General features: G+C 73.5%; 26 protein-coding genes. 14 read left to right on the top strand and 12 right to left on the bottom strand.

The features are described from left to right. Window positions 1–22: 22 nt before the first annotated feature. The 4 genes from LP52_RS11810 to LP52_RS11795 form a co-directional block, all read right to left on the bottom strand. Window positions 23–1,777 (bottom strand): thiamine pyrophosphate-dependent enzyme, encoded by a 1,755-nt coding sequence (locus tag LP52_RS11810; RefSeq protein ID WP_084723131.1) that lies wholly within the window; start codon window positions 1,775–1,777, stop codon window positions 23–25. A 192-nt stretch (window positions 1,778–1,969) separates the two neighbouring features. Further along, window positions 1,970–2,284, bottom strand: a complete 315-nt coding sequence (locus tag LP52_RS11805; RefSeq protein WP_040273260.1) for an AzlD domain-containing protein — start codon at window positions 2,282–2,284, stop codon at window positions 1,970–1,972. Beyond that, window positions 2,281–2,994 carry an AzlC family ABC transporter permease gene (locus LP52_RS11800; protein ID WP_052809760.1) on the bottom strand — a complete coding sequence of 238 codons (714 nt, stop codon included), beginning with the start codon at window positions 2,992–2,994 and terminating at the stop codon, window positions 2,281–2,283. The genes LP52_RS11805 and LP52_RS11800 overlap by 4 nt, the downstream gene beginning before the upstream one ends. 148 nt (window positions 2,995–3,142) lie before the next feature. Next, a complete protein-coding gene (locus LP52_RS11795; protein ID WP_040273257.1) occupies window positions 3,143–3,982 on the bottom strand; it encodes a helix-turn-helix domain-containing protein in 840 nt (279 codons plus the stop codon). A 105-nt stretch (window positions 3,983–4,087) separates the two neighbouring features. On the opposite strand from LP52_RS11795, the gene LP52_RS11790 reads away from it, so the two are divergent. Both LP52_RS11790 and LP52_RS11785 read left to right on the top strand, forming a co-directional pair. Then, entirely contained in the window at window positions 4,088–4,516 is a 429-nt protein-coding gene (locus LP52_RS11790; protein WP_040273255.1) for a GNAT family N-acetyltransferase, read from the top strand. Window positions 4,517–4,998: 482 nt separating this feature from the next. Beyond that, on the top strand, window positions 4,999–5,673 hold the full coding sequence (locus LP52_RS11785) for a PaaI family thioesterase (RefSeq protein WP_040273254.1): 675 nt from the start codon (window positions 4,999–5,001) through the stop codon (window positions 5,671–5,673). A gap of 121 nt (window positions 5,674–5,794) precedes the next feature. On the opposite strand, the gene LP52_RS11780 is transcribed toward LP52_RS11785, so the two are convergent. Further along, a complete protein-coding gene (locus LP52_RS11780) occupies window positions 5,795–6,067 on the bottom strand; it encodes a hypothetical protein (RefSeq protein WP_040273252.1) in 273 nt (90 codons plus the stop codon). Between the two features lie 356 nt (window positions 6,068–6,423). Here LP52_RS11780 and LP52_RS11775 point away from each other — a divergent pair, with 356 nt between their 5' ends. Together LP52_RS11775 and LP52_RS11770 are read left to right on the top strand one after the other, a co-directional pair. Beyond that, window positions 6,424–8,235: an AMP-dependent synthetase/ligase gene (locus tag LP52_RS11775; protein ID WP_052809746.1), complete on the top strand. Its 1,812-nt coding sequence runs from the start codon at window positions 6,424–6,426 to the stop codon at window positions 8,233–8,235. A 764-nt stretch (window positions 8,236–8,999) separates the two neighbouring features. Next, entirely contained in the window at window positions 9,000–10,505 is a 1,506-nt protein-coding gene (locus tag LP52_RS11770; protein ID WP_052809759.1) for a peroxidase family protein, read from the top strand. A 153-nt stretch (window positions 10,506–10,658) separates the two neighbouring features. Here LP52_RS11770 and ligD read toward each other — a convergent pair whose 3' ends face one another. The 3 genes from ligD to LP52_RS11755 form a co-directional block, all read right to left on the bottom strand. Next, entirely contained in the window at window positions 10,659–11,618 is a 960-nt protein-coding gene (gene ligD, locus LP52_RS11765) for a non-homologous end-joining DNA ligase (RefSeq protein WP_040273251.1), read from the bottom strand. Continuing rightward, on the bottom strand, window positions 11,618–12,292 hold the full coding sequence (locus LP52_RS11760; RefSeq protein WP_052809758.1) for a DNA polymerase ligase N-terminal domain-containing protein: 675 nt from the start codon (window positions 12,290–12,292) through the stop codon (window positions 11,618–11,620). Before LP52_RS11760 ends, ligD begins: the two co-directional genes overlap by 1 nt. Window positions 12,293–12,422: 130 nt before the next feature. Next, window positions 12,423–13,685, bottom strand: coding sequence for an endonuclease/exonuclease/phosphatase family protein (locus LP52_RS11755; RefSeq protein ID WP_040273364.1), 1,263 nt, complete (start codon window positions 13,683–13,685; stop codon window positions 12,423–12,425). A 253-nt stretch (window positions 13,686–13,938) separates the two neighbouring features. On the opposite strand from LP52_RS11755, the gene LP52_RS11750 reads away from it, so the two are divergent. Both LP52_RS11750 and LP52_RS11745 read left to right on the top strand, forming a co-directional pair. Further along, a complete protein-coding gene (locus LP52_RS11750; RefSeq protein ID WP_052809745.1) occupies window positions 13,939–14,829 on the top strand; it encodes a PadR family transcriptional regulator in 891 nt (296 codons plus the stop codon). 567 nt (window positions 14,830–15,396) lie between these two features. After that, window positions 15,397–16,032 carry a hypothetical protein gene (locus tag LP52_RS11745; RefSeq protein ID WP_193789979.1) on the top strand — a complete coding sequence of 212 codons (636 nt, stop codon included), beginning with the start codon at window positions 15,397–15,399 and terminating at the stop codon, window positions 16,030–16,032. 151 nt (window positions 16,033–16,183) lie between these two features. Here LP52_RS11745 and LP52_RS11740 read toward each other — a convergent pair whose 3' ends face one another. From LP52_RS11740 to LP52_RS11725, 4 genes are all read right to left on the bottom strand, one after another. Continuing rightward, on the bottom strand, window positions 16,184–17,323 hold the full coding sequence (locus LP52_RS11740; protein WP_052809744.1) for a TIGR04222 domain-containing membrane protein: 1,140 nt from the start codon (window positions 17,321–17,323) through the stop codon (window positions 16,184–16,186). A 159-nt stretch (window positions 17,324–17,482) separates the two neighbouring features. Then, the gene (gene ybaK / locus LP52_RS11735) at window positions 17,483–17,974 is read right to left on the bottom strand and encodes a Cys-tRNA(Pro) deacylase (protein WP_040273249.1); all 492 of its coding nucleotides are present in this window, start codon (window positions 17,972–17,974) and stop codon (window positions 17,483–17,485) included. A 60-nt stretch (window positions 17,975–18,034) separates the two neighbouring features. Next, window positions 18,035–18,715, bottom strand: coding sequence for an LON peptidase substrate-binding domain-containing protein (locus tag LP52_RS11730; RefSeq protein ID WP_040273248.1), 681 nt, complete (start codon window positions 18,713–18,715; stop codon window positions 18,035–18,037). A gap of 103 nt (window positions 18,716–18,818) precedes the next feature. Further along, on the bottom strand, window positions 18,819–19,379 hold the full coding sequence (locus LP52_RS11725; RefSeq protein ID WP_040273246.1) for a ferritin: 561 nt from the start codon (window positions 19,377–19,379) through the stop codon (window positions 18,819–18,821). A 244-nt stretch (window positions 19,380–19,623) separates the two neighbouring features. On the opposite strand from LP52_RS11725, the gene hisD reads away from it, so the two are divergent. The 8 genes from hisD to LP52_RS11685 all read left to right on the top strand — a co-directional run bounded on the left by hisD (window position 19,624) and on the right by LP52_RS11685 (window position 25,924). Further along, a complete protein-coding gene (hisD, locus tag LP52_RS11720) occupies window positions 19,624–20,934 on the top strand; it encodes a histidinol dehydrogenase (protein WP_040273245.1) in 1,311 nt (436 codons plus the stop codon). Further along, window positions 20,931–22,067 carry a histidinol-phosphate transaminase gene (locus LP52_RS11715; protein ID WP_052809742.1) on the top strand — a complete coding sequence of 379 codons (1,137 nt, stop codon included), beginning with the start codon at window positions 20,931–20,933 and terminating at the stop codon, window positions 22,065–22,067. The genes hisD and LP52_RS11715 overlap by 4 nt, the downstream gene beginning before the upstream one ends. Before the next feature lie 64 nt (window positions 22,068–22,131). After that, window positions 22,132–22,725 (top strand): imidazoleglycerol-phosphate dehydratase HisB, encoded by a 594-nt coding sequence (gene hisB, locus LP52_RS11710; RefSeq protein ID WP_040273244.1) that lies wholly within the window; start codon window positions 22,132–22,134, stop codon window positions 22,723–22,725. Beyond that, window positions 22,725–22,889 carry a hypothetical protein gene (locus LP52_RS27750; RefSeq protein ID WP_040273243.1) on the top strand — a complete coding sequence of 55 codons (165 nt, stop codon included), beginning with the start codon at window positions 22,725–22,727 and terminating at the stop codon, window positions 22,887–22,889. Before hisB ends, LP52_RS27750 begins: the two co-directional genes overlap by 1 nt. 55 nt (window positions 22,890–22,944) lie before the next feature. Next, window positions 22,945–23,580 carry an imidazole glycerol phosphate synthase subunit HisH gene (hisH, locus tag LP52_RS11700; protein WP_040273241.1) on the top strand — a complete coding sequence of 212 codons (636 nt, stop codon included), beginning with the start codon at window positions 22,945–22,947 and terminating at the stop codon, window positions 23,578–23,580. Window positions 23,581–23,638: 58 nt separating this feature from the next. Then, window positions 23,639–24,370, top strand: coding sequence for a bifunctional 1-(5-phosphoribosyl)-5-((5-phosphoribosylamino)methylideneamino)imidazole-4-carboxamide isomerase/phosphoribosylanthranilate isomerase PriA (gene priA / locus LP52_RS11695; protein ID WP_040273240.1), 732 nt, complete (start codon window positions 23,639–23,641; stop codon window positions 24,368–24,370). After that, window positions 24,367–25,137: an imidazole glycerol phosphate synthase subunit HisF gene (hisF, locus tag LP52_RS11690; RefSeq protein WP_040273239.1), complete on the top strand. Its 771-nt coding sequence runs from the start codon at window positions 24,367–24,369 to the stop codon at window positions 25,135–25,137. Before priA ends, hisF begins: the two co-directional genes overlap by 4 nt. Window positions 25,138–25,324: 187 nt before the next feature. Further along, a complete protein-coding gene (locus LP52_RS11685) occupies window positions 25,325–25,924 on the top strand; it encodes a peptidoglycan-binding domain-containing protein (protein ID WP_040273238.1) in 600 nt (199 codons plus the stop codon). Window positions 25,925–25,957: the final 33 nt, after the last annotated feature.

Below are 25,957 nucleotides of genomic sequence, written 5' to 3'. Positions count from 1 at the left end.
TCCCGCTACGGTAGGTACAAGATCAACGGTGGTCGGAGGCGTGAAGCAGGCTCGTCATGGTGGCCTCCGGGCTGATGATCTCGGGGTCGGTGCGAACGTCGATGAGCATCGGCAACTCGGCCGAGAGCGCGGCGTCCAGCGCGTCCGCCAGCTCGACCGGGTTCGTCGCCGTGGCGCCGAGGGCACCCAGGCCGCGTGCGTAGGAGGCCAGGTCCAGCGGGCCGCTGATATCGGTGCCCGCCCTGCGGCCCAGTTCCCGCGCCTGGTGCATCGCGATGGTGCCGTAGAGGCCGTTCTGGAAGACGATCACGGTCAGCGGAAGCTCCAGCCGGACCGCGGTCTCCAGCTCCTGGCCGGTCATCAGCACCCCGCCGTCGCCCACCGCGGCCACGACCGTGCGGTTGGGCGCGGCGAGCTTGGCCGCAACCGCAGCCGGGACCGCATAGCCCATGGCCCCGCTGGTGGGCGCGAGCTGGGTGCGAGGGTGCCGGTAGGTCCAGCCGCGGTGCAGGAACGCGGCGAAGTTCCCGGCGTCGTTGGTGATGACGGTGTCGTCGGGCAGCGCCTTGCGCATCGCCTCCACCACCGCCCACGGATGCATCAGGCCGCCGGGGTGCGTGGCGGCGTCTGCGGGCGCGGTGGCGGTGCGCTCCCATGCGTGGTGCGCCTCGCCGTAGTCGCGGTCGGGCGTGGCCACCGGCAGAGCGGCCAGAGAGTCCAGAGCCCGGCGCGCGTCGGCCGCCGCCCCCAGCCACACTCCGGTGACCGCGCCGATCTGCGCGGGGTCGATGTCGATCTGGGCGACCGGCGAGTCCGGCCCCGGCCCGGCGGCGGTGGGCAGTCTGTAGGTCTGGCTGGTGATCTCGCTCAGCCGCGAGCCGACGACCAGGACCGCGTCGGCCTCCTCCAAGGTGCGCAGCACCGATTCGGGGCAGCCCAGCCCCAGGTGCCCGAGGTAGAGCGGATGGTCGTTGGGGAACACGTCCTGGCGCCGCCATGAGGTGTAGACGCCGACGTTGTAGCGCTCGGCGCAGGCGACCAGCTCTTCGCGTGCGTTGCGGGTCCCCCCGCCCGCGACGATCACCGGGCGCTGCGCGGTGACCAGCCACTCCGCGAGCCTGTCGCGCTCGTCCTCGCCCAGCGGCGGCCGCGGCGGTTCGGTCCCCGGCAGCTTGGGCTCCGGCGGGACGCGCTGCCCGAACAGGTCGCCCGGCACCGCCACGGCCACCGGCCCGGGGCGCCCGGTGGTGGCCACGCGCAGGGCCTGGGCGGTGATCTCGGCGAGCCGGTCTGCGCGGGTGACGGTGGTGGCCCATTTGGTGATGGGCGCGTAGAAGGCGGTGAGGTCGACCTCCTGGAAGGCCTCGCGGCCCAGGCAGTCGCTGGTGACCTGACCGAGGAACACGACCATGGGCGTGGAGTCCTGGCGGGCGGTGTGCACGCCCACGGCAAGGTTGGCGGCGCCCGGCCCGCGCGTGGCCGCCGCGACGGCGGGGACTCCGGTGAGCTTGGCCTCGGCCTCGGCCATGAACGCGGCGCCGTTCTCATGGCGTGTGGAGACGAGCCGGATGTCCTCGTGCTGCTCGACGGCGTCGGACAGCTCCAGGAAGCTCTCGCCGGGCACCGTGTAGCAGTGGCGGATCCCGGCGGCGGCCAGCACGTCGGCGACCTCCTCGGCCGCTGTGCGCCACCGCCCGGACGGCTCCGGACCGCCCGGGCGCGTGATCTCGTCGGCGCCCTTGGGGGCAGCGGCTGCGGTCCCGGTCTGGTCGGTCATCGCGTCCTCCGGCTCGCGGGATGGTCCCAGGTGCTTCTGCCCGCTGGAGGCGGGTCCGTCACCTCGGGAGCGGGGAAGTGGCGGGAGGAGCGTCCCCGCACCCGCCGGCGGACCCGCGCGCGGTGCGCCCGCGCGGACGCCGCGGGCGAGCGGCACCGCCGCGCGGGAGAGCGGCCGCGCGGCGGTCGGCCATCACAGGCCCAGCAGCCGCAGTCCAGCGGCCGTCGCGGCAGCCGCGGCCAGTACCACCAGGAAGGGTGCGCGCAGCAGCAGGGCTATGGCCGCTGCGGCCACGCCGCCGACGCGCGCCGGGTCGAAGACCAGTTCCTGGCCGCCGTCGCTCGCCGTCTGCACGGCGATCAGCGCGGCCAGCAGCGCCACGGGCACCGTCATCGCGAAGCGCCGTACGAGCGGATGGTCCAGCAGCCGCCGCGGCGCCGAGAGCCCGGCCAGCTTCAGCAGGTAGCACCCCGCGCAGGTGCCGATGATGACCAGCCAGAGGGTCATGCCCGCACCTCCCCGCGTCCGGGGTCCGCATCGCCACCGTCCGAACCGGGCGCACCGCCGTCACCGCCCTCGTCGTCGCCGGGGGAACCTGCCGGGCCGCCGCTCGGCACGATCAGCGCGGCCGCCGCGGCCAGCAGCACCGGCACGCCGGGCGGTGCGAACGGCACCGCCGCGAGAGCGATCGCCGCCGCCAGCACCGCGACCAGGCGCTCCCGCCGGTTGTCGCGCAGCCGTGCGGCGACCAGTGCCAGGAACACGGCGGCGCTCATGGCGTCCAGCCCGAAGGCGTCGGTGTCGCCGATCCGCTCGGTGGCCAGCGCGCCGACGAGCGTGGTCAGGTTCCAGGTCAGGTAGAGCGAGGTGAAGACCGTGACGAAGGACGTGCGCGCCCACGCCGCGGTGGGTTGGGCCAGTGCCCCGGCGGCGGTCTCGTCGATGATGCCGTGGGCGACCAGCAGGCGCCTCGGTCCGCGCCAGTGCAGCAGGTCGGCCATCCGCAGGCCGTAGAGGGTATTGCGCGCGCCCAGCAGCAGTGCGCCGGCGGCGCCCGCCGCCAAGCCGCCTCCGCCGGCGACCACGCCCACCAGGGCGAACTGCGACGCGCCGGTGAAAGCGAGCAGGCTGAGCACGCACGCCTGGGGCACCGAGAGCCCTGCGGTGACGGCGGCGGCCCCGAAAGCGGTTCCGGACAGGCCGACGGCGGTGCCCATCCCCAGCCCGTCGCGGACCGGGGGCGGCAGCGATGCAGTGGAGGTGGTCACGTCCACCGACGCTAGCGGCGTCGTCCCGGCGCGGTCTTGAACGAAATTGCGCGGCACGCCTCGTCGGCTCCCGTGCCGGGCGGCCTGCTCGGGGGAGTCACTGCGATGGGGATCGGCCCAGCACGCCGCGTTGGAAGGCGCCGGGCGGCACTCCCGTGCTGCGCTTGAAGTGCCGGGTGAAGTGCGGCTGGTCGGCGAAGCCCAGGGAGGCGGCGACGTCGGCCGGCGCCGTCCCCTCGCCCAGCAGTCTGCGGGCGCGGTGCACGCGGACGTCGTTCACGTAGGTGTGCGGCGGCAGCCCGTGGATCGAGCGGAACGCGCGCAGCAGCGCGTAGGGAGGCGTGTCCACGGCCGCCGCCAGCTCCTCCAGCCCGGGCGGATCGGCCAGCCTGGTGTGCAGCAGCTCGCGGGCCCGCTCGACAGCCTGGGCGGAGCCGGGCGGTTGCGGACGGGCGGAGCGGGCGCGGGTGTGCCGGGCGAGCAGCCGGTGCAGGGCTCGGCGGGTCAAGGTGGAGGCGCTGAGCCGGTCGCCCTGCTCGGTGGCCAGGTGAGCGGCGCGCAGGAGGCGTGCTGAGGACGGGTCGCGGATCTCCTCGGGCGTGAAGGACGGGACGGCGTCCATGCCGAGGTCGCGCGCCGCGGCGGCGACCACGCCGACCTCGGGGTAGAGCACCCGGTAGCGCCAGCCCCCGGCCACGCCCGCGTGGCCGGTGTGCACCTCGTGCGGCTCGACGACCAGCACTCCGCCCGCGCTGATACTGACATCGACGCCCCGGTAGTAGGTGACCTCCACCCCCGCCTCGATGAGGGCGAAGGTGTAGGTGTCGTGGGTGTGCCGCGGGAAGGTGTGCCGGACGTAGTGGGCCTTGAGCAGCTCCACGCCGGGCAGGCCGGGATGCCGCCAGAACTGCGCGCGCTCGCCGGAGTCCTCGCTCATACCGCCAGCGTAGGCGGACTTGCTGTGAGGGCGACGGCCGGAGCCGGACGGAGTACGCGGGCCCGCATGGGCGGCGGGCGGCGGCCGGGCGCCTAGACTTCCCGCGTGCGCACGATCGATCTCGCGGAGACCTTCCAGGACCGCGCCGCCGTGTTCGCCATCCGCGGCGCCGTCTTCGTCGCCGAGCAGCAGGTTCCCATCGCCGAGGAGCCCGATTCCCACGATCCCGGCGCCGACCATCTGCTGGCCCGTATCGACGGCGTGCCCGCGGGGACCGGCCGGCTCGTCGCCGCGGGGGAGCGGGGCGTCCTGGGGCGCCTGGCCGTGCTGCCCGAGGCCCGCGGGACGGGGACGGGGGCCGCTCTCGTCCGTGCCATCGAGGAGCGGGCCCGCAAGCTGGGACTGGGCGAGATCGAGCTGCACGCCCAGACCCACGCCCTGCGCTTCTACGAGCGCTTGGGCTATGCCGCCCGGGGCGAGGAGTTCCTGGACGCGGGGATCCGGCATCTGGACATGCGCAAGCGGCTGGACTGATCGGCTCCCGGCCCCGCCCGCAGCGGAAGCCGCCGGAGCCGCCGCCCGCGTCCAGGACCTGGAAAGCACCCGTAGAAGCACCCGCAGCCGCCACCACGGCCTCGGCGGTTCCGAGGGGGCTCTCGGGTTCCGGGGCGTACCTCGTCGCGACGCGGGCGTCGCAAGGCGCTGCCCGGTCGGCGGTGCGGTGGCCGGATTCACGAAATAGGGCCTTCAGTCCCGGCCTGTTGAATCCGGTAGCGGTGACCGCGGATCCGGCTGTGACGGTTGTCGCGTTGCTTTCGGGAGCCGGAGTCGGCGACCATGAAGCTACTAGCGAGTAACATCTATGGTCGGTCGGCGGCGCGCCGACTCCGCATCGGCCGCCGCAGACGAGCAGCGCGGTCAGGGCGATGCGGACGGGGACCGGGCCGCCCGTCGCCGCTCCGGCGGCGCGCGGACACCCCGCCGAGCAGAGGACACTCAGCACAGCAAAGGAAGCCATGACGGTCGACGCGAAGCCGGTTGCCGAACTCCCCGACCCTCGCGACTTCGGGCTCTCGGTGGTCCCCGAGGGGGAGATCCCCGCGGAGCTGGCCTCCCTGGTCGACGAGGTGCGCTCCCTGGTCGACACCGTCGCCCACACCAAGGCCGGATCGCGGGAGCTGGCCGCGGCCCGCGAGGCCGTGGCGGCGGCCAACGACCGCCTCAAGGGCGACCGGCACGACATCGGCACCATGGTCCAGCAGGTCTGGCCCGACGGCAGGGTCGAGTACGGCACCCTCACCAACGTCGTCTCCGGCCCGACCAACGCCGCCGCGCCCCCGCTGCGCATGGAGACGGCTCCCGAGGGCGGCCTGCGCGGCGAGGTGGTGCTGAACGGCACGTACCAGGGGCCGCCCGGACTGGTGCACGGCGGCTGGCTCGCCGCCCTCCTCGACCAGGCCCTGGGCTCGGCGGCGGGCGCCGAGGGGATGCCCGGTCTCACGGCCAACCTGGACGTGAACTACCGCAACCCCACGCCGCTCAACGCCCCGCTGGAGATCACCGCCCGCGTGAGCGGAACCGAGCGCCGCAAGGTCTTCGTCTCCGGCGAGGTGCGCCACAACGGCCAGGTGACCGCCGAGGGCACCGCGCTCATGGTCCGCATGAACCTGCCCGGCGACGGGGGCGCGTAGCCTCCCGCAGCGCCGGACCGTGCGCCCCGGCGGGTGCACAAGCGCCTGCGCCGCACACGAAAGCGCCGCACGAGGGTACGGTCCCCTCGTGCGGCGCTTCGCGTTCGGTGTACTAGCGCGGTCAGCGGCGGATCGCGCGGCGCAGCCGCGTCTCGGCCTTCCGGATGCCGCGCTGCATTCCGCCGCCGTGCCGCTTGCCGGCACCGGAGCCCGTGCTCATGCCGCGGTTCAGCGTGCGCCGGAAAGTGCCGCCCAGGCCGCGGGCCTGCACAGCGCCACCCTTGAGATGGGGGCGGTGCGTCCGGGAGACGGGAGACCCGCCTCCCATTCCGTCGAGCCTGCCACCCATGACCTGGCGCGCCTTGCGTTCGATCCAGTTCCTACGGGTCCCCATGGGATTCCTCCTCGGGGGATGGCTCTTCTCGATCCGTCGATCGCTGTCTGCAGGGAGGCGGGAAACTCTCGCCGACTCCCTGCCTATGGACCGACTACCCGCGACACGCCCGATTATGGGGGCGATCGGCGCGCTCCGGCTCGGCCCCGGACTCCGGTACGGAGGCGACATACCCGCCGAGCAGTCGACAGTATGGAGAATTCGCAGTTCACCGCCCTAGAGGCGCGGCGCCGCCCGCCGGTGGGCCGTTCGGAAGCCTCCGCGGATCCGCGCGGATTATGAGCTAGATCATGCCGCTGTGCCGCCTTCGTGTGGGCGGTTTCGTGTCGTCTGTCCGATAAACCGGAGTGGTGACGATGAGCATTGCCAATCCCACGCAGATCGAACTCCCCGTGCAGGGAGGATTGGCCGACACCCTCTTCGAGCGCGCCTCCCGGTTCCCCGGCCGTGCCATGCTCAGCCGCCAGGAGGGCGGGCGCTGGCACGACATGGCCGCCGCCGAGGTCCGCGACGAGGTCGTGGCCCTGGCCAAGGGCCTCGTCGCCCGGGGCGTGCAAGCAGGCGACAGGGTGGGGCTGCTGTCGGGCAACCGCTACGAGTGGACGCTGCTGGACTATGCGATCTGGACCGCCGGCGCCGTCTCGGTGCCGATCTACCCCTCCTCCTCGGCCGAGCAGGCCTCGCTGATCCTCGGCGACGCCGGCTGCGTGGCCTGCGTCGTCGACGACACCGACCACGCCGCCATGGTCGAGGAGCTGCGCACGTCCCCGGCGGGCCCGCAGGCGCTGGAGACGGTCTGGTGCTTCGACACCGGTGCCCTGGAGCAGTTGCGTACCGCCGGCGCCGAGGTTCCCGACAGCACGGTCGAGGAGCGGCGCGCCGGTGTCGACCACGACGATCCGGCCACCATCGTCTATACCTCCGGTACGACCGGAACCCCCAAGGGGTGCGTCCTCACCCACCGCAACTTCCTGGCCGAGATCCAGGCGGTCGAGGTGTCGCTGCCCGCGATGTTCGAGCCCGAGGCCGACGGAACGCCGGCTTCGACCCTGCTCTTCCTGCCGCTGGCCCATGTGTTCGGGCGCATGGTGCAGGTCGGAGTCATCCACTCCGGCGCGCGCCTGGGACACACCGCCGACGTCGCCTCGCTCATCGCCGACCTGGGCACGTTCCGGCCCACCTTCCTGCTCGCGGTGCCCTATGTCTTCGAGAAGATCCACGCCTCCGCGCGCGGGCGCACCAGCGGGCTGAGCCGGCGCATCTTCGACGCCGCCACCGAAACCGCGGTGGCCTACAGCAAGGCGGTCGACTCCGGCGGGCCCGGGCCGATGCTGCGCCTGCGCCGCCGCGTCATGGACCTGCTGGTCTACCGCAAGCTGACCGCGGCACTGGGCGGGCGGTGCAGGCGCGTCATCTCCGGCGGCGGTGCCCTGGATACGCGTCTGCTGCACTTCTACCGCGGCATCGGCCTGGAGGTCTACGAGGGCTACGGCCTGACCGAGACCACGGCCGCGGTGATGGCCAACACCCCCGGCCGGGTCCGGCCCGGCACCGTCGGCGGCCCGCTGCCCGGCGTCGAGGTGAGCCTCGGCGAGGACGGCGAGATCCTCGTCCGCGGCGCCCCGGTCTTCGGCCGCTACTGGAACCGGCCCGAAGCCACCGACGACGCCTTCGTCGACGGCTGGTTCGCCACGGGCGACCTCGGCGAGATCGACGACGACGGCTATGTCAGCGTCACGGGCCGCAAGAAGGAGATCCTGGTGACGGCCGGCGGCAAGAACGTGGCGCCGGTGCCGACCGAGGAGCGCGTCTGCGCCCACCCGCTCATCGAGCAGTGCATGCTCCTGGGAGACGGCCGCTCCTTCGTGAGCGCCCTGATCACCCTGGACCCCGACGAACTCGCCCGGTGGAAGCGGGACCACGGATACGCCTCCGACGAGCCGCGCGAGGGCCTCGACGCCGACCCCGCTCTGCGTGCCGAGGTGCAGAATGCGGTCGACACCGCCAACGCCGCGGTCTCGCGCGCGGAGTCGATCCGCGCGTTCCGCATCCTGCCCGAGCAGTTCAGCGTCGAGAACGAGACTCTCACCCCCACGCTGAAGCTGCGCCGCTCACGCATCGCCGAGCGCTACGACGACGCCATCGAGGAGATGTACACCAAGCGCTGAGTGCCGGCGGGTCCACTCGCCGCCGCACGCCGAGGGGACCGCGGCGGGAGCCGGGCGGGAGTCGGCGGCAGACCCCGCCGGGGAGCGGCGCCGCATAGCCCCCGCGGCGGTCGGCGCCGCACGGCCGCCCGGCATCCCACGGCTCGCTCCGCTGCGCGGAGACGGCTGATCCGGGATGTCGCGGTCGGCTGGTGCCGCGGGCGGACCGGGTCGTCGTCGGCGGCCGGGCGCGAGCCCGTTCGGGTGCGCGGGCGACGCTGATCAGGACACCCGAAAACTCGGTTTTCCGAAGATCCGAAACCAGTGCATTTCTGTGCGTGCCGGATTACCGGAAGTTTAATCGAAGCGTATGTCATTGCCGTGATCTTCCCCCGAATTGACGGCGCACGGCGGAAGCTTCCGAATGATCATGCAGCCCATGCGGCACGCACCGTCGCTGGCATCGCACGACGCGCCAACCGCTCGTGCTCGCGAGCCGAAAAATCCCGTCATCCGATGCATGTCCGCGTCATCGACCCGCAAACGGGCCGTAGGTTCCGCCGCGCGGCCCGACTGTCCGCAGGCGGCCATCCGCATTGTGGCCGCCCGCTTGCGGGCCGATCGTGCCAGGGAGAACGCTGCGCGACGGCCGCCCGCTACCCCCGGTCGCTCTCGGCGCACCGTCGCCGGAGCCTCCCACCGGGATGCCCGCGCCGGCCGGCGGCCGCCCGTCCTCGCACCGCAGCATCCGCACGATCGAAGCACCAGGAAATGAGGACGCCGTCATGAAGCCGACCGCCGAAACGCCAGTGCTGACCGAACAGCGCGCCGACTCCGGCGCAACGCCCGGACGGCCCGCGTCCGCGTCCCGTCGTGGCCACGGCCTCGCCCCGCGCGGGACCGGCCACGTGCCCGAGTCGCCGATGTTCGAAGGCCGGTTCGGGCGGATGTTCCGCCGCCTGCCTCCGCTCGTTCTCAGCGAAGCGGAGATCATCGACCTCGCCGGGCGCATGGTGGAGCGCAGCCCGGGGGACCCGGGGATGGACAACCCGGACGTCCCTTCGGGCTATACGTTCCTCGGCCAGTTCATCGACCACGACATCACCCACGACCCGTCACCGCTGCAGGTGCAGCGCAACGATCCCGACGCGCTGACCAACTTCCGCTCGCCGTTCTTCGACCTGGACTCGGTCTACGGGCGCGGGCCCGCCGACCAGCCCTACCTGTACGACGACCACAACCCGGGCCGATTCCTGGTGACGAGCCGCGACGGCCAGCTCGACCTCCAACGCAACGCACAAGAGTCGGCGATCATCCCCGATCCGCGCAACGACGAGAACCTCTTCGTCACCCACCTGCAGTTGACTCTGCAGCTGTTCCACAACAAGGTCCTGGATCGGCTGCCCCAGCTGCGGGAGTCGGGAGAGGTGCCCGAGGAGGACGACTTCGCGGCCGCCCAGCGCATCGTGCGCTGGCACTACCAGTGGGTGGTGATCCACGACTTCCTGCGGCGGGTCGTCGGCGAGGAGACGTTCGCCGACGTGCTTCACAGCGTGCCCTCGACCGGTCGGGGCCGGGCCGTCGAGCGGCCCGACCTCCGCCATTACCGGTGGCGCAACAACCCGTTCATGCCCGTCGAGTTCTCCGTGGCGGCCTACCGCTTCGCCCACTCCATGGTCCGGGCGCGCTACAAGTTCAACACGAGTGTGCCCGAACTGCCCATCTTCACCGCCGAGCCCATCGCCGAGAGCGACCCGCTCACCCACCTGGGCGGCGCCCGCGCGCTGCCGCCCGGCTGGCAGATCGAGTGGCGGCGGTCGTTCCCGCTCGGGACGGACGGCGTCGGTCCCGCGCCCTCGCGGGCGATCGATCCCTACCTCGCGCCCCCGCTGACCGAGCTGCCCGAGGAGGCGGCCGAGGGCATCGCGTCCCTGGCCCGGCGCAACCTCACCCGCGGTGTGAGCCTGGGGCTGCCCTCGGGACAGGCGGTGGCCCGCGCGATGGGCGTGCAACCGCTGGCCGACTCCCAGCTGGAGGCGCCCCGGCGCGGTGCCGCGCCGCTGTGGTACTACATCCTGCGCGAGTCCGAGGTGCTCGAGGGCGGGCGCCGCCTGGGCCCGGTGGGCGGCCGGATCGTGGCCGAAGTCTTCCTCGGGCTGCTGGCCGCCGACTCGTCGTCCTACCTGAGCAACGACCCCGGCTGGAAGCCGACGCTGGAGGGGGACCGGGAGGGCGACTTCACCATGCCCGACCTGATCCGCTTCACCGGCTTCGGCCTCGGCGAGGTGTGAGGTCGGCCCAGGCGCGCGAGCAGGGCCCCGGCGGCGGTGCGTCCGCCGCCGGGGCCCGCCGCGCACCAGGAGGCGGGGAGCGCCTCGCCGCCTCAGCGGGCCGGCGCACCGCGCAGGCGCGGGATCCCGGCCGCGGACGGCGCCGTGCGCACATCACCGCGCGCGCCGCTCCGCCTTCTCCAGGCGCTCGGCCGCCTTGCGCGGCGAGCGGGCGCGCCGGGCCATGCCCTGCCACGGGTCGCCGCCGGCCTTCTCGTTGCGTTCCAGCCGTTCGCCCAGCGTGCGCAGCGTCCACCGGCGGGCCGAGTCGAGCCCCTCCAGCTCCTCCCAGGCCAGCGGCACGGCCACCGGGGCCTCCGGCAGCGCGCGTACGGAGTAGGGCGCCACGGCGTGCTGAGCATAGGAGTTGCGCAGCACGTCAAGGAACAGGCGGCCGCGGCGCTTGTCCTTGCGGAACTCGGTCGTGTAGGCGTCGGGGCGGCGCCCGGCGACGAGGTCGGCCAGGCGGCGGGCGAACTCGCGCACCGTGTCGAAGTGCCGCTCCGGCCGGATCGGTGCGACCACGTGCAGCCCGCGCGAGCCGGTGCTCATCACGAAGGCGACCAGCCCGACCTCCTCCAGCCCGGCGCGGACGTCGCGGGCGGCCTCGCGCACCCGCCCGAAGTCGTCGTCAGCCGGGTCGAGGTCGACGATGATGCGGTCAGGACGCTCCAGGTCGCCGGTGCGGCTCAACCACGGGTGCGGGGTGACCACCGCCTGGTCGGCCAGCCAGATCAGGCTCGCGGTGTCGTCGCAGACGGCCATGGTGATGGAGCCGCCCTGCTCGCGACGCACCTCGACCCCGCCGACCCAGTCGGGCGCGTGGGCGGGCAGCTGCTTCTGGAAGAAGCCCCCGCTCGAAGAGGGATCGCCGTCGGCGAAGATGCCGTCGGGAAAGCGGTGCAGGGCCAGCGGCCTCTCGCGAACATGCGGCAGCATCATCGGCGCCACGGCGCGGTAGTGCTCGGCCAGCTCCCGCTTGGTGGCGCCGCCCTCGCCGAACAGCTCCTTGTCGGGATTGCCGAGCGCGACGGTGCGCCTGCCCGCACGCATCCGCTCCGACGACGCGCTCATCACTCCTCCTCATCGCGCGGACGGCCCTTGAGCGTGCGGCCCTCCTCCTCGGCGACCTCGCGGATCCCGCGGCCGGTGCGCACCGATTCCGGCCGGGTGGAGACGGGGTCGTCGGCGCCGGCGGCGGAATCGCGCTCCTTGACCAGCAGCCACGCCTCCTCCTCGCCCTTCTCCCCGGAGCGGAACCGGTTGAGCGCGAAGCGGCCGGTCAGCTTCTCGCCGTGCAGTTCGAAGGAGACGTGGCCGTGCTCCAGCCCTTCGGCCATGCCCATCCGCCGCCCCTTCTTGGCGGTGGTGTTGGCGTAGGTGCCGGTGTCCCAGACCAGCACCGTGCCTCCGCCGTAGTCTCCGGCGGGGATGGTGCCCTCGAACTCGGCGTAGTCGAGCGGGTGGTCCTCGGTGGGCACCGCAAGGCGCTTGTCACCGGGGTCGGTGGAGGGGCCCTTGGGCACGGCCCAGGACTTGAGCACGCCGTCGACCTCCAGGCGCAGGTCGTAGTGCTCGCGCCGGGCGATGTGGCGCTGGACGACGAACAGCGGGCCCTCGCCGGAGCCCTGGTCGGCGGCGCCTTCGGGTTCGGCGGTGCGGGCGAAGTCGCGCCGGCGCCGGTACTCCGAGAGTGCGGAGTCCCGCTCGCCGTCCTGCGTGGACCCGGAATCGGCGGACCGGTTCATGCTCACCCCCGTGCCGGCGGCCGGCGGCCGCGCGTCCTCCACTGCGCGGCTACCCCGTGGCAGGCGGCGTTACACGCTGCCCAGGGCCGCCGGGGCGGGTAGCGGCCTCCTGCCCCGGCGGCCCGGGTGCTCAGCGGGGGCTGCGCACGTCGAGCCAGACCAGGCGGTGGTCGGAGGCCCGGGCTGCGGCCTCGGCGCCGGGGCGGCCCTGGGCGGGCCAGAACACGCGGGTATCGGCTACCGGCAGCCCGCGGGAGGGCAGTACGTAGTCCACGCGCAGGTTGCCCGGCGCGGGCTCGCCGAAGTCGGCGGTGTCCAGGGCGGGGTCGCCCGTGTGCTCGTCGTTGGCGCCGCCCTGCTCCGCGGCGGCCTGCGGTGCTCCCTCGCTGGTGGGCCGCACGCCGCCGTTGACGCGGTGGGCCTCCATCAGCTGGAGGGTGGCGCGCGGGTGCCCGTCTCCGTCGTCGGGGTCGGCGTTGAGGTCGCCGGCGATCACGAACCGGGATCCGGGGCGCAGCCCGCCGCGCCGCCCCTTGTCGTCGTAGATGTAGCCGCTGTCACCGGGGGAGACGTAGTCGGCGAAGAACCGGTTCTCGTCGTGGTTGCGGGCGACGTTGCGCTGCTCGGGGCCGTCGAAGCCGGGCGGAGTGGGATGGGCGGCCAGCAGGTGCACGGGCCTGCCCGCGCCGAGGCGGATCGGCACGTCCCAGTGGCTCTTGGAGGACAGCCGCAGCGCCTTCTGCTCCGCCTCGGAGTAGAAGTCCTCACCGGTTTCGGGGTCGGTGGGCAGCAGCGCTCCGGGCATGTCGGCCCAGCGGAACGTCTGGAAGGTGCGCACGGCGTCGCGGTCGATGGGGTAGCGCGAGTAGACCGCCATCCCGTACTGGCCGGGGAACGCGCCGAACCCGAAGGCGTCGTCGCCGTAGCCGGGTTCGCCCGCTTCGGTGACGGTGCGCCCGTCGTTGTTCAGGTCGAAGCCTGAGGCGACGCCGGTGTTGCTCGGAGCACTGTAGCGGTACCGGTAGCGGATGGGATCGGCGCCGTCCTGTGGGCGCGACAGGTAGTTGCGCTGGAACAGCTCGGCGGCGCGGCCCTGGTCGTCGTAGTCGAACTCGTTGACCAGCAGCACATCGGGGCGGGTCCGCTGGATCACCTCGGCGGCCGCCGCGGCCTGCCCGTCGCCGGGGTCGGAGAGGTCCTCGGCGAGCGCGCCCTGCTCGGCTCTGTTGAGCGAGGCGTTGAACGTCGCGAAGCGCACCGCGTCCTTTCCGCTGTGGCCGGGACCGCCGTGTCGGCCGCCGGAGTCGGCTTGGGCCGCAGGGGCGGCGGCCAGGGTCGCGGCCACCAGGGCCGCCGAGAGGGCGAGGCGCGTGCGGGGACGGGTGCGGGGCATACGGGGGTCCTTTCCGAGCCGGGGTTTCCGGTTGGCGCCGAGCCCCGAGTGCTCGGCGGTGTCCCACAGTGCCACCGCCGAGCGTCAGCGCGTCGATCCCCGGGTGAACGTTCCGCACCCGTGCCCAGCGCTGAGAGCTTCCTCCGGCCGACCGTTGACGGTGAAAAGTTATAGATATATCTTTAACGTATCTCGATAAGATCGAACGTATCGAGATAGGTAAAGAAGTATCGATGAGTACGGGAGTACGAACATGACTGCGATACCTATGCCGTGGTCGTGGGGCGGACGCGCCGGCATGCCCGGACGCGGCGCCCCATGGCCCGAAGACGCGAGCGCCGGCGAAGCCGGTGCCTGGACCGGCGAGGCGCGCGAGCGGCTGCGAGACCACCGGCGGGGCCATCGCGGCTTCCACCGCGGGCACGGCGGGCCGTTCGAGCGGATGGCGGACTGGGCTCAGGGTCCGCGCGGCGGCGGCCCCGGAGGTCCGCCGCCGATGCCTCCTGGGCCTCCCGGCGCGCCGTGGGGCGGTGCCCCGTTCCCGCACGGACCCTTCGGGGGCGGTCCGTTCGGCGGGGGTGGAGGGCACCGGCGCCGCGGTGGGACGCGGGCCCGGCGCGGCGACGTCCGCACCGGAATCCTGCTGCTGCTGGCCGAGGAGCCGCGCAGCGGCTACGAGATCATCCGCGAGGGGCGCGACCGCAGCGGCAACGCCTGGCGTCCGAGCCCGGGCTCGGTCTATCCGATGCTCCAGCAGTTGGAGGACGAAGGGCTGGTGCACCCCGCCGAGAAAACGGGCTCGGGCCGGCGCCGCCCCTTCGAGCTGACCGACGAGGGCCACGAGTACGTCGAGCGCAACGCCGCCGACCTCACTCCGCCCTGGGCAGCGGTCTCGGAGGAGCACGAGGACGCTCTCGCCCGCTACGCAGAGATCGGCTCACTGTCCTACCAACTGGCGGCCGCGGCCGCGCAGGTCGCCCAGGCCGGTACCGACGAGCAGGCCTCGCGCGCCAAGCGGCTGCTCTCCGAGACCAAGCGCGGCCTCTACCGCATCCTGGCCGAGGACGACGAATCCGCTGAGGACGCCTCCGAGGAGGACGGCGAGGAGCCGTTCGACGAGGGCCCCGAGCGCTCCGAAGGATGAGCTCAGGGGCCGCGCCGGCGGAATCCGACACGGCCCGGCCGGGACGGTCGCAGGGGCCGTGTGCCGAGCGGGCTGGGCGACGGGGCCCGCGCCGGTCCGCGCGAAGAGCGTGTGCCCGCCCGCCGCCCACCACCGAGCGGGGGACGCTGCCCGTCGCGGGCTCCTCCCGTGCCGCCGAGGGGGACCGTGTACTCCGCGCACGCTGCCGGTCGGCTCGGCGGCACGCCGGCCCGCTCGCCGGGCGGGCTGCGCCCCATTGCCGCACTCAGCGGCGGCCGTCGGTCCGAGGCGGTGACCGCCGACCGGGGCGGGCTCATCAGGGTGCGGCGGTGGCGCACGATGCGCTGGAACTCCGGCCCTCCCGGCCGGGGGAGGAAGGACCGGGCGTACGCTGTCCAGCGCAGTTGCGCGGCGGTCCCGCCGACCGACTCCAGGGGGAGAGCGGTGGCGCGGCCCGTCCGAGGAAGGACGACAGGCCGACCCGGCGGCCGAGCAGCACCGGTTTTCCCGCCGCGCGGGCCGGAAAGGAGCCAAGAGATTCGACCGGACAAGGGGGTGCGGCGGCTGATGACGCGCCGGAAGCTCGCCGTGGGCGGGGCCGTCCTGGGCTGCACGGCGGCGCTGGGCGTTCCGCTGGGGCTGCTGTGGTGGCTGCTGGCCCCGCGGCCGCGGGTGACCGTCGGCCCAGACGGCGGGATCGTGCCCGTGCCCGTCTCCGACGCCGACTTCGCGGTCGACGGCTACTTCGCGCTGATCATGATGGGGGCCGGGCTGGTCTGCGGCTACACCGTCTACATGGTCCAGTACCGGCTGGCCGCGCGCGATGCCTCCGATCTGCGCATGGTCAGCCTGCTGGCCATGGCGGCCGGCTCGGCCCTCGGCGCGCTCGCCGCCTGGCAGGTGGGCACCCTCATCGACGCGGGGGAGTTCGGCCGGGCCGTCGAGGCCGCGGATCCCGGCACGGTGATCCGGTCGGGACTGCGACTGCAGGCTCTCAGCGCCCTGATGGCCTGGCCGTTCGTCGCTGTGCTGCAGTACGGGCTCTTCGACGCCGTCAGCCTGTGGCGCGGCGACCTTCCCGCGGAGCGCCGGGCCGCGGAGGCCGCTCACGCCGATGCCGGCGCTGACGACGGCGGGGACGGTCGCACGGACCCGGAGGACACCGAGGCGCCGCACGGCGAAGAGGCACGGGGCTCCGGCTGAGCGCCCAGTCCCGATGCCGTCCGGCGAGGGCGGCCCCTTCGGCCGTGGTCGGGGATCCGGCGCCGAGCGGCGGCCGCGCCCGTCGCCGTGCACGGCGACCGGGAATCCGCGACCGTTCCGAACCGGGGAGCGCCCGTCCGCTGCCGAGGCATCACGCAGCGGCCTCCGGGCCGCGGCCCGAGCGCCGCCGCACGGTCGGGGACGCGGCTCCCTCGCCGCCCCAGTCGCCTGTGCCGCCGTCGCCGCCGAAGTTGCCGCCCAGCCCGCTGTTGGGGTGGCCCACCCCGTCGCCGCACGCGGCGGCGAAGGAGCACACCGCGGCGAACTCGGCGCACTCCGGCGGCTGCGGACCGCCTCGGCGCCGGGGGCGCCGCCCGCGCCGCAGCGCGCGAAACCCCAGAAGGGCCGTCGACCGCAGCGCCGCGTCGGTGGGATCGGCATCCTCGTCGAGGGCGCCGGCCTCCTCCAGCAGCGCGTCGCCCGCCGCCGTGCGCGGGCCCAGCTTGCCGCCGGTGAGCCGGTAGAGGCCGTGCAGCAGCGACCAGCCCGCCAGCAGAGCGAGCAGGGCCGCCAGCTCACGGGGCGCCGGCACCACGGGGACCGCGGCGCCGGTCGCCGCGGCCGCGACGGCGACCGGGCCCTGCATCCCGCCGACCACCCGGGCGCAGATGTAGACGAGCGAGGGGTAGACGATCATCACGCCCGCGAACACCAGCGGCACCGCGTGCACCCGCTCGCCCTCGGGGATCATCGCCCACAGCACCGCGCCCCCGCCGGCGATCACCCCTAGACCGCCGATGAGCATGTGCACCCCCCAGGCGGCGCTGCGCGGCAGCGCCACCCGTGCCAGCCGCTCGGGGGAGAGGAACAGGCCCAGCCGGCGCAGCCGCCACAGCACGCCCGTGGCCGGGTCGGCCTTGGCGGCCAGGCGCACCAGCTGGTCGGCGGCCACGGGGCGGGAAGGGTCCAGCCGCACGTCCAGCAACCGGGCGAAGGGAGCGGGGGAGAACCGGGCGGGGTGCTGTTCGGCCTGCTGGGGGCGGGAGACCAGGCCGTGGCCGCGCGCGACCGCGCGGCCGCTGAGGTACAGCTCGGCGAGTGCGACCTCGCCCGTGCGCTGGCGGCCGCCGGCGAGCATGGCCAGCTCGAAGGGGTCGAGGTCGGCCGGGCCCACGGGCGGGCGCTGCGGGCCCTCCCGGCGGATGCGCGCATAGGCCAACCGCGTGGCGATGTAGCAGGAGGCGACGGACAGGTAGCCCAGCGTTGTGGCCAACACGATTCCGGCGACCATCGCGCCTCCTCCACGCGCCCCGCTGTATTCACCTCGGTGAGACAACGGTAAGACCGAAGGGGCACCGAGGAAAGGGGCCGTGGGTCCCCACTCGCGCGCTGATCGCCTTGCACGCCGGGGATGCGGATCAGTCGGCGGGGCGTACCGGGGCGCGCGGGGTCAGGCCGCGGCGATGGGGGCCGTCTCGGCGCCGGCGGAGCGCAGCAGGTCGGCGGGCGCCAGTTCCATCTGCAGGCCCCGGCGCCCCGCCGAGACGAACACGGTGCCGTGCTCGGCGACGGAGGAGTCGACGACGGTGGGCAGCCGCTTGCGCCGGCCCAACGGGCTGATGCCGCCGAGCACGTAGCCGGTGGCGCGTTCGGCGTCGGCGGGTTCGGCCATGGCCGCGCGCTTGCCGCCGACGGCCGCGGCCAGCGCCTTGAGGTCCAGCCCGCCCGCCACCGGAACCACGCCCACGACCAGGTGCCCGTCGACCTCGGCGACCAGCGTCTTGAACACCCGCTCGGGACTGATCCCCAGGGCCGCGGCGGCGTCCTCGCCGTAGGAGGAGCCGTCCCGGTCGGCCGCGCCGCCGGCGTCGTAGGGGTGCAGCCGGTAGCCGATCCCGTCGCGCCGTGCCGCGGCCGTGGCCGGAGTCTGCTTGGCGCCCAACGCCGCCTCCTCGTCGTGCGGTGGGCGGCGGGGCCGGGCCGCCACCCCGTCGGTGTCCGGTCAGTTCAGGCAGACGTCCGTCTGCAGCAGGCGCCCGGCCGGGAGGACGGGGAGCGAAGCGAGCACACGGTTCTCCCGGCGCAGCAGGTCGGCGACCAGCTGCAGGCGCTGGGCGGCGTGGTCGGCCTCCAGCAGGCGCTGCTTGTCGGCCTGGTCGACGAGCATGGCCGCGGCGACGGCGTGGGAGAGCGGCAAGGGTGCCGAGGGGAACTCCCGCTGCGGTTCGGCGGTGAGGCCGAGGCCCCGCAGACGCTCGCAGTAGACGCCGAACAGGCGCCCGACCCGCTCAGCGTAGTCGTCGGCGCCCTCGCCGACCTCGTCGGGCAGGAAGGTGGTCTCGGCGCGCATGTAGCCGTGCTCGTCGCCGGGTTCGGCCACCGCGTCGAGGCGGAAGCGCGAGCCGCCCTCGATCACCACGTCGAAGCTGCCGTCGGCGTGCCGGCGGGCGGTGCGCAGCTCGGCGGTACAGCCCACCTGCGCCAGCTGGTGAGCCGAGGCCTCGCCCACCTCGTGGCCCAGTTCGATGCCCACGACGCCGAATCTGCCCGCCCCGGCGTCGTCGGGCTCGTCGAGCACGTCGCCTATCAGCCGGCGGTAGCGCTCTTCGAACACGCGCAGCGGCAGGGGCGCGCCGGGGAAGAGCACGGTGTTCAGCGGAAAGAGCGGTAACCGGTGTGGCATTGTACAAGTATGCCCGACTTCGCGGGGCCCGCCACCTGCGACGAGGGCGGGAGCCGCGAAGCCGGGCCCGGACGCGCGGGCCCGCCGTCGGGTCGGCCGGGCCTCAGCTGACCGCGGGGCCCGCGGTCTCGGGTGCGCCTGCGGCGTCGGAGTGGTCCGACAGCTCCCGGTTGACCCAGGTCTCCACGTCGAACATGTTGCCGTTGCCGCGGTCGACGATGTTGAGCAGCGTGGACATGGTCGAGACCTCCTCGACCTGCTCCTGCAGGAACCAGTTGACGAACTGCTCGCCGGTGTAGTCCTGCTCCTCGCGGGCCGCCCCGGCGAGCCCGCGGATCTGCTCGGTCACCTGCTGCTCCTGGCTCAGGGCAAGCGCCACGAGTTCGCGCGGCTCGGTGAAGTCGGTCTGGATTCGGCCCACCCCGGGAATGTCGGGGGAGACGCCGTTGTCGAGGAGGTAGCGCACCATCATCGTGGCGTGGTCGCGCTCTTCCAGCGACTGCCGGTAGAACACCCGCGCGAGCCCCGGCAGGTCCCGGTCGTCGAACCACGCCGCGAGCGCGAAGTACTGGTGCGACGCTGTGAATTCGTGTCCCACCTGCTCAAGCAGCAGGCGGTGGAACTTGGAAAGGCCGTGATCAGAGGTCCGTGTCGTCGCGTTCATGCTTTAACAATAGCGCCGAACAAATGCATTGTCGATTTCCCGAGCGGTTACCTCCGACACTTAGGAAAACCTTGCTCGGCCCGATTTAGGTTAGGTGTCCCGAAGTTAGGCGAAGCTAAATTCCGGGGTATTCGGCAAGGCTGCCCTCAATACGATTCCCACCGCGAGCGCGCCCTTGGCGCGCGCCGTCCCCACCCCCGTCGCGGCGTCCGCCTCCCGGCCGCCCGCCCCCTAGAATGAAGCCGTGATCTCCCGAATCGACCTCCGAGGAAGCGCCGGCGACCCGCGCGAGCTGCTCCCGCGCGCCGAGACCGATGTCTCCGCCGCCCTCGACCAGGTGCGCCCCATCTGCGAGGACGTCCGCGAGCGCGGCACCGAGGCGCTCCTCGAGCTCACCGAGCGCTTCGACGGCGTCCGGCTCTCCGGCATCCGCGTCCCCCGCGCCGAACTCGACTCCGCGCTCGCCGCCCTGGACCCCGCCGTCAGAGCCGCTCTGGAGGAGTCGATCGAGCGCGCCCGGCGCGTGCACGCCGACCAGCGGCGCGCCGACACCACCACCCGCGTGGTTCCCGGCGGCACCGTCACCGAGCGCTGGGTCCCGGTCGACCGCGTGGGCCTGTACGTCCCGGGCGGCCGCGCCGCCTACCCCTCCAGCGTCGTGATGAACGTCGTGCCCGCCCAGGAGGCCGGCGTCGCCTCGCTGGCCGTCACCTCGCCGCCCCAGGCCGAGTTCGGCGGCCTGCCGCACCCGACCATCCTGGCCGCCTGCGCCCTGCTGGGCGTCGACGAGGTCTACGCCGTCGGCGGAGCACAGGCCGTGGCCATGTTCGCCTACGGTGCCGGCCGGTGCGAGCGCGCCGACATGGTCACCGGCCCGGGCAACATCTGGGTGGCCTCCGCCAAGCGGCTGCTCAAGGGCGTGATCGGCATCGACGCCGAGGCCGGGCCCACCGAGATCGCGGTCCTGGCCGACGAAACCGCCGACCCCGCCTACGTCGCAGCCGACCTCGTCAGCCAGGCCGAACACGACGTTCTGGCCGCCTCCGTGCTGGTCACGCCCTCCACCGAGCTCGCCGGCAAAGTCGAGGCCGAGCTCTCGGCGCGCGTGGCCGCCACCCGCCACCGCGACCGCGTCGCCGACGCGCTGGGCGGGCGCCAGTCCGGCATCGTGCTGGTCGACGACCTCGACCACGGCCTGGCCGTCGTCGACGCCTACGCCGCCGAGCACCTGGAGATCCTCACCGCCGACGCCTCCGCCCGCGCCGCCGCCGTGCGCAACGCCGGCGCCGTGTTCGTCGGCCCCTATTCGCCGGTCTCCCTTGGCGACTACTGCGCCGGCTCCAACCACGTGCTGCCCACCGGCGGCAGCGCCGTGCACACGGCCGGTCTGAGTGTGCAGACGTTCCTGCGCGGCGTGCACGTCGTGGAGTACGACCGCGACGCCTTGGCCGCGGTCGCCCCCCACGTGGCGGCGCTGGCCGAGGCCGAGGACCTGCCCGCCCACGGCGAGGCCGTCGCCGCCCGCTTCGGGGGCGGCCAGGAGGGAGCCCAGTGAGCCCGCAGAACCGCGGCGCAGGTGCGGACGCTCCGGCACCGGCGCAGACGACGCTGGAGGACCTGCCGCTGCGCGACGACCTGCGCGGGCGCAGCCCCTACGGCGCGCCGCAGCTGGACGTCCCCGTGGCGTTGAACACCAACGAGAACCCCTACCCGCCTTCTCCCGCGCTGGCGTCGGCGCTGGCCCGCAACGTGGAGGAGGCCGCGGCCGGCCTCAACCGCTACCCCGACCGCGACGCCACGCGGCTGCGCGCCGCCCTGGCCGACTACCTCGGGCACGGGCTCGACGGCACCCGCGTGTGGGCCGCCAACGGGTCCAACGAGATCCTGCAGCAGATCCTGCAGGCCTTCGGCGGCCCCGGACGCACCGCCATGGGCTTCGAGCCCTCCTATTCGATGCACCCGGTCATCTCCCGTGTCACCTGCACCGACTGGCTGCCCGCCGAGCGCTCCGGCCGCGACTTCGGCATCGACCCCCAAGCCGCCGTCGAGGCCGTGCGCCGCCACCGGCCCGACGTGGTCTTCCTGACCTCGCCGAACAACCCCACCGGAACCGCCCTGCCCGTGGAGACCATCGCCGCGGTCGCCGAGGCCGCCCCCGGCATGGTCGTCGTCGACGAGGCCTACGCCGAGTTCCGCCGCGAGGGCACGCCCAGTGCGCTGACCCTGCTGGAGGAGTATCCGCGGCTGATCGTTTCGCGCACCATGTCCAAGGCCTTCGCGCTGGCCGGGGCCCGGGTGGGCTACCTCGCCGCCGCCCCTGCCGTCGTCGACGCGCTGCAGCTGGTGCGGCTGCCCTACCACCTCTCGGCCGTCACCCAGGTGGTCGCCGCCACCGCCCTGGAGTTCGCCGACGAGCTGCAGAGCCAGGTCAAGCAGCTGCGCCAGGAGCGCGACGCGCTGGTCGAGTGGCTGCGCTCGCACGGCTTCACGGTGGCCGAGTCCGACGCCAACTTCGTGCTCTTCGGCGACTTCGCCGACCGCTCCGCGGTGTTCGCGGCCATGCTGGAGCACGGTGTGCTCGTGCGCGAGGTCGGGCCGCCGCACATGCTGCGCGTCACGGTCGGCACCCCCGAGGAAATGTCGGCGTTCCGCGATGCGTTGATGCAGGTGAGCGCCGACCACCGGTGACACCGGCGCACCCGCGCGAGCACCGTCCGCCCCACCGCCGCCCCTGATGGAGAGACCGCCAGCCATGAGCCGCACCGGCCGCGTCGAACGCGCCACCAAGGAAACCAAGGTCGCCGTCGAGATCGACCTGGACGGCAGCGGAGTCGCCGACATCTCCACCGGCGTCGGCTTCTTCGACCACATGCTCGACCAGCTCGCCAAGCACGGCCTGTTCGACCTGACCGTGCGCACCGAGGGCGATCTGCACATCGACTCCCACCACACCATGGAGGACACCGCGCTGGCGCTGGGCGCCGCCTTCGCCGAGGCTCTCGGCGACAAGGCCGGCATCCGCCGCTTCGCCGACGCCAAGGTCCCGCTCGACGAGGCCCTGGCCGAGGTCACCGTGGACGTCTCCGGGCGCCCCTACCTGGTGCACAGCGAGCCCGAGGGCATGGCGCAGGTGATCGGACGCGACTACGACACCACGATGACCCGGCACATCTTCGAGTCGTTCGTCGCCCAGGCACGCGTTGCCCTGCACATCCACGTGCCCTACGGCCGAAACGCCCACCACATCGTCGAGTGCCAGTTCAAGGCGCTCGCCCGGGCGCTGCGCCAGGCCTGCGAGCCCGACCCCCGTGTCAGCGGCGTCCCCTCGACCAAGGGCGCGCTGTAGTGAGCGAGATGTGGGGCGTCGCGCTGGTCGCCCTGGGCGGACTGCTGGTCGGCGGAACGGTCTCGGCGTGGAAGTCGAGCCGGGCGCTGGCGGCGGCACTGGCGGTGTGCGCGCTGCTGGCCGTGGCCGCAGGAGCCCTGCGCCTTGGCTACTTCGGCGGGTGAGCCCGGCGCTTCCGCACCTCAGCGACGACCCACGAGCCGAAAAGGCGGAATCACCGTGAGCAAACACGTCGTCATCCTCGACTACGGGTCGGGCAACCTGCGCTCGGCCCAGCGCGCCCTGGAACGCACCGGCGCCGAAGTCGCCGTCACCGACGACCCGCACGCCGCCGTAGAGGCCGACGGCCTTGTCGTGCCCGGGGTCGGCGCCTTCGCGTCCTGCATCGAGGGCCTGCGCGCCGCCGGCGGCGACCGCGTCATCGGCAAGCGGCTGGCCGGCGGGCGACCCGTGCTGGGCATCTGCGTGGGTATGCAGGTGCTCTTCGAACGCGGCGTCGAGCACGACGTCGCCAGCGAGGGCTGCGCCGAGTGGCCCGGCACCGTGGAGCGCCTGCAGGCGCCCATCGTGCCGCACATGGGATGGAACACCCTGCAGGTGCCCGAGGGCAGCCGGCTGTTCGCCGGGCTCCCCGCCGACGAGCGCTTCTACTTCGTGCACTCCTACGGGGTGCTGGAGTGGACGCTGGTACCCGCCTCGCCGCACATCGCTCCGCCGCTGGTGACCTGGAGCACCCACGGAGCCCCGTTCGTGGCGGCGGTGGAGAACGGCCCGCTGTCGGCGACGCAGTTCCACCCCGAGAAGTCCGGCGACGCCGGAGCCCGAGTGCTGGCCAACTGGGTCGGCACGCTGTAAGGCGGCCCCGGACCCCCGCCTGTTTTCCGACTCCCGACCGCGACCCAGTAAGGCACCCATGTCCTCCACCCTTGAACTGCTGCCCGCCGTCGACGTCTCCGGCGGGCAGGCCGTCCAGCTCGTCCAGGGCAAGGACGGATCCGGCGGCCGCTACGGCGACCCGCTCCAGGCGGCGCTGGGCTGGCAGGAGGCCGGAGCCGAGTGGATCCACCTCGTCGACCTGGACGCCGCCTTCGGCCGCGGCCACAACCGCGAGCTGCTCGCCGGGATCGTCGGCCGCCTCGACGTCCGCGTCGAGCTCTCCGGCGGCATCCGCGACGACGAGTCGCTGCGGGCGGCCCTGGCCACCGGCTGCACGCGGGTCAACATCGGCACCGCCGCCCTGGAGAACCCCGACTGGTGCGCGCGCATCATCGCCGAGCACGGCGAGCGCATCGCCATCGGCCTGGACGTCCGCGGCAGCACGCTGGCCGCTCGCGGCTGGACCCGCGACGGAGGCGACCTCGCCGCCACCCTCGACCGCCTGGAGGCCGAGGGCTGCGCCCGCTACGTCGTCACCGACGTCACCAAGGACGGCACCCTCACGGGCCCCAACCTGGAGCTGCTGCGTACCGTCGCCCGCCGCACCGACAAGCCCGTGGTCGCCAGCGGCGGCATCGCCACCATCGACGACCTCACCGCCATCGCCGCGCTCACTCCCGAGGGCGTCGAGGGCGCGATCATGGGCACGGCCCTCTACGAAGGCGCCTTCACTCTGCAGGAGGCCCTGAAGGCGGTGCGCGAGGCATGACTCTGGCCGTGCGTGTCATCCCCTGCCTCGACGTCGACGCCGGGCGGGTCGTCAAGGGCGTCAACTTCCAGAACCTGCGCGACGCCGGGGACCCGGTCGAGCTCGCCGACCGGTACGACGCCGAAGGCGCCGACGAGCTGACCTTCCTGGACGTCACCGCCTCCAGCGGCGACCGCGAGACCACCTACGACGTCGTGCGCCGCACCGCCGAGCAGGTGTTCATCCCGCTGACCGTGGGCGGAGGCGTGCGCACCTCCGAAGACGTCGACCGGCTGCTGCGCGCCGGAGCCGACAAGGTGGGCGTCAACACCGCCGCCGTCGCCCGCCCAGAGCTCATCCGCGAGATCGCCGAGCGCTTCGGCAATCAGGTGCTGGTGCTCTCCGCCGACGTCCGCCGCACCGCAGGCGAGCGCTCCACCTCCAGCGGGTTCGAAGTCACCACCCACGGCGGCCGGCGCGGCACCGGCGTCGACGCGGTCGAATGGGCCGCCCGCGGCGCCGAGCTGGGCGCCGGCGAGTTGCTTCTGAACTCGATGGACGCCGACGGCACCCGCGCCGGTTTCGACCTGGAGCTGATCCGGGCGGTGCGCGCCGCAGTGGAGATCCCCCTGGTCGCCAGCGGCGGCGCCGGAAGGGTCGAGCACTTCCCGCCGGCGATCGACGCCGGCGCGGATGCCGTCCTGGCCGCCAGCGTCTTCCATTTCGGCGAGTTCACCGTCGCCGACGTCAAGTCCGAATTGCGCGCGCACGGCAACCCGGTGCGCTGAATCGGCGGCGGCACGGGGCTTTCCGTGCCGCGATCGGTTGCAAGACGCGACTCTGCACTCACGGGTTGTCACGCCGGGGGTAGGTGACCGGGAGTGGCCGCGGAGTGTCGGTTCGGAAAACCTGCAGGTCCGCTCAGGCATCCTCCTGTGTGTAGGCACCGAAGGACGATGAGGGAGGAGCGTACTCATGGCACGGGTAACGGGGGCGCGCAGGGCGGCGGCGGCCGTCGCATCGACGGCGGTCGCGCTGGCGGCCGGCTTCGCGGCGGCACCGTCGGCGTCGGCCGATCGACTGAACGAGGACCAGCCCCAACTCCAGGCGGAGGTCGATGCGCTGCCCTGGGACACCTACACCGAAGGCGACAGCGGACACGTCGTGCGGGGAATCCAGCACCTGCTGGCGGGCGCCGCCGACTACGATCCCGGAGACGACGGCTTCGACGGCGTCTACGACGCCGCCGTGACCGAATCCGCGGTCGCGTATCAGAACGCCCAGGACATTCCCGACAGCGGGGACGTCGACACCGAGACCTGGTCCGACCTGCGCCGCTGGTACGGCGAGGCCGGACCGGGCCACAACGGCCCCAAGGTCGCGGCCGCCCAGAGCTGGCTCGTGGAGCGCGGTCATCTGGAGGAGTCCCAGATCGACGGGATCTACGGTCCCAACACCGAAGCGGCGGTACGCGACTTCCAAGCCGACACCTGCAACGACGCGGGCCAGTGCCTGGCCGTCGACGGCTGGGTGGGTCCGCTCACCTTCCGCGCTCTGGTCACCGGCGGCATCTGACCGGCGTCCGGGCCGAGCGATCCCGACCGGGCC

Origin of the sequence: Streptomonospora alba (assembly GCF_000826685.1) — a bacterium.
GTDB lineage: Bacteria > Actinomycetota > Actinomycetes > Streptosporangiales > Streptosporangiaceae > Streptomonospora > Streptomonospora alba.
Note: the sequence above shows the minus strand (reverse complement) of the source record. Positions and strands in the feature narration are given on the sequence as shown.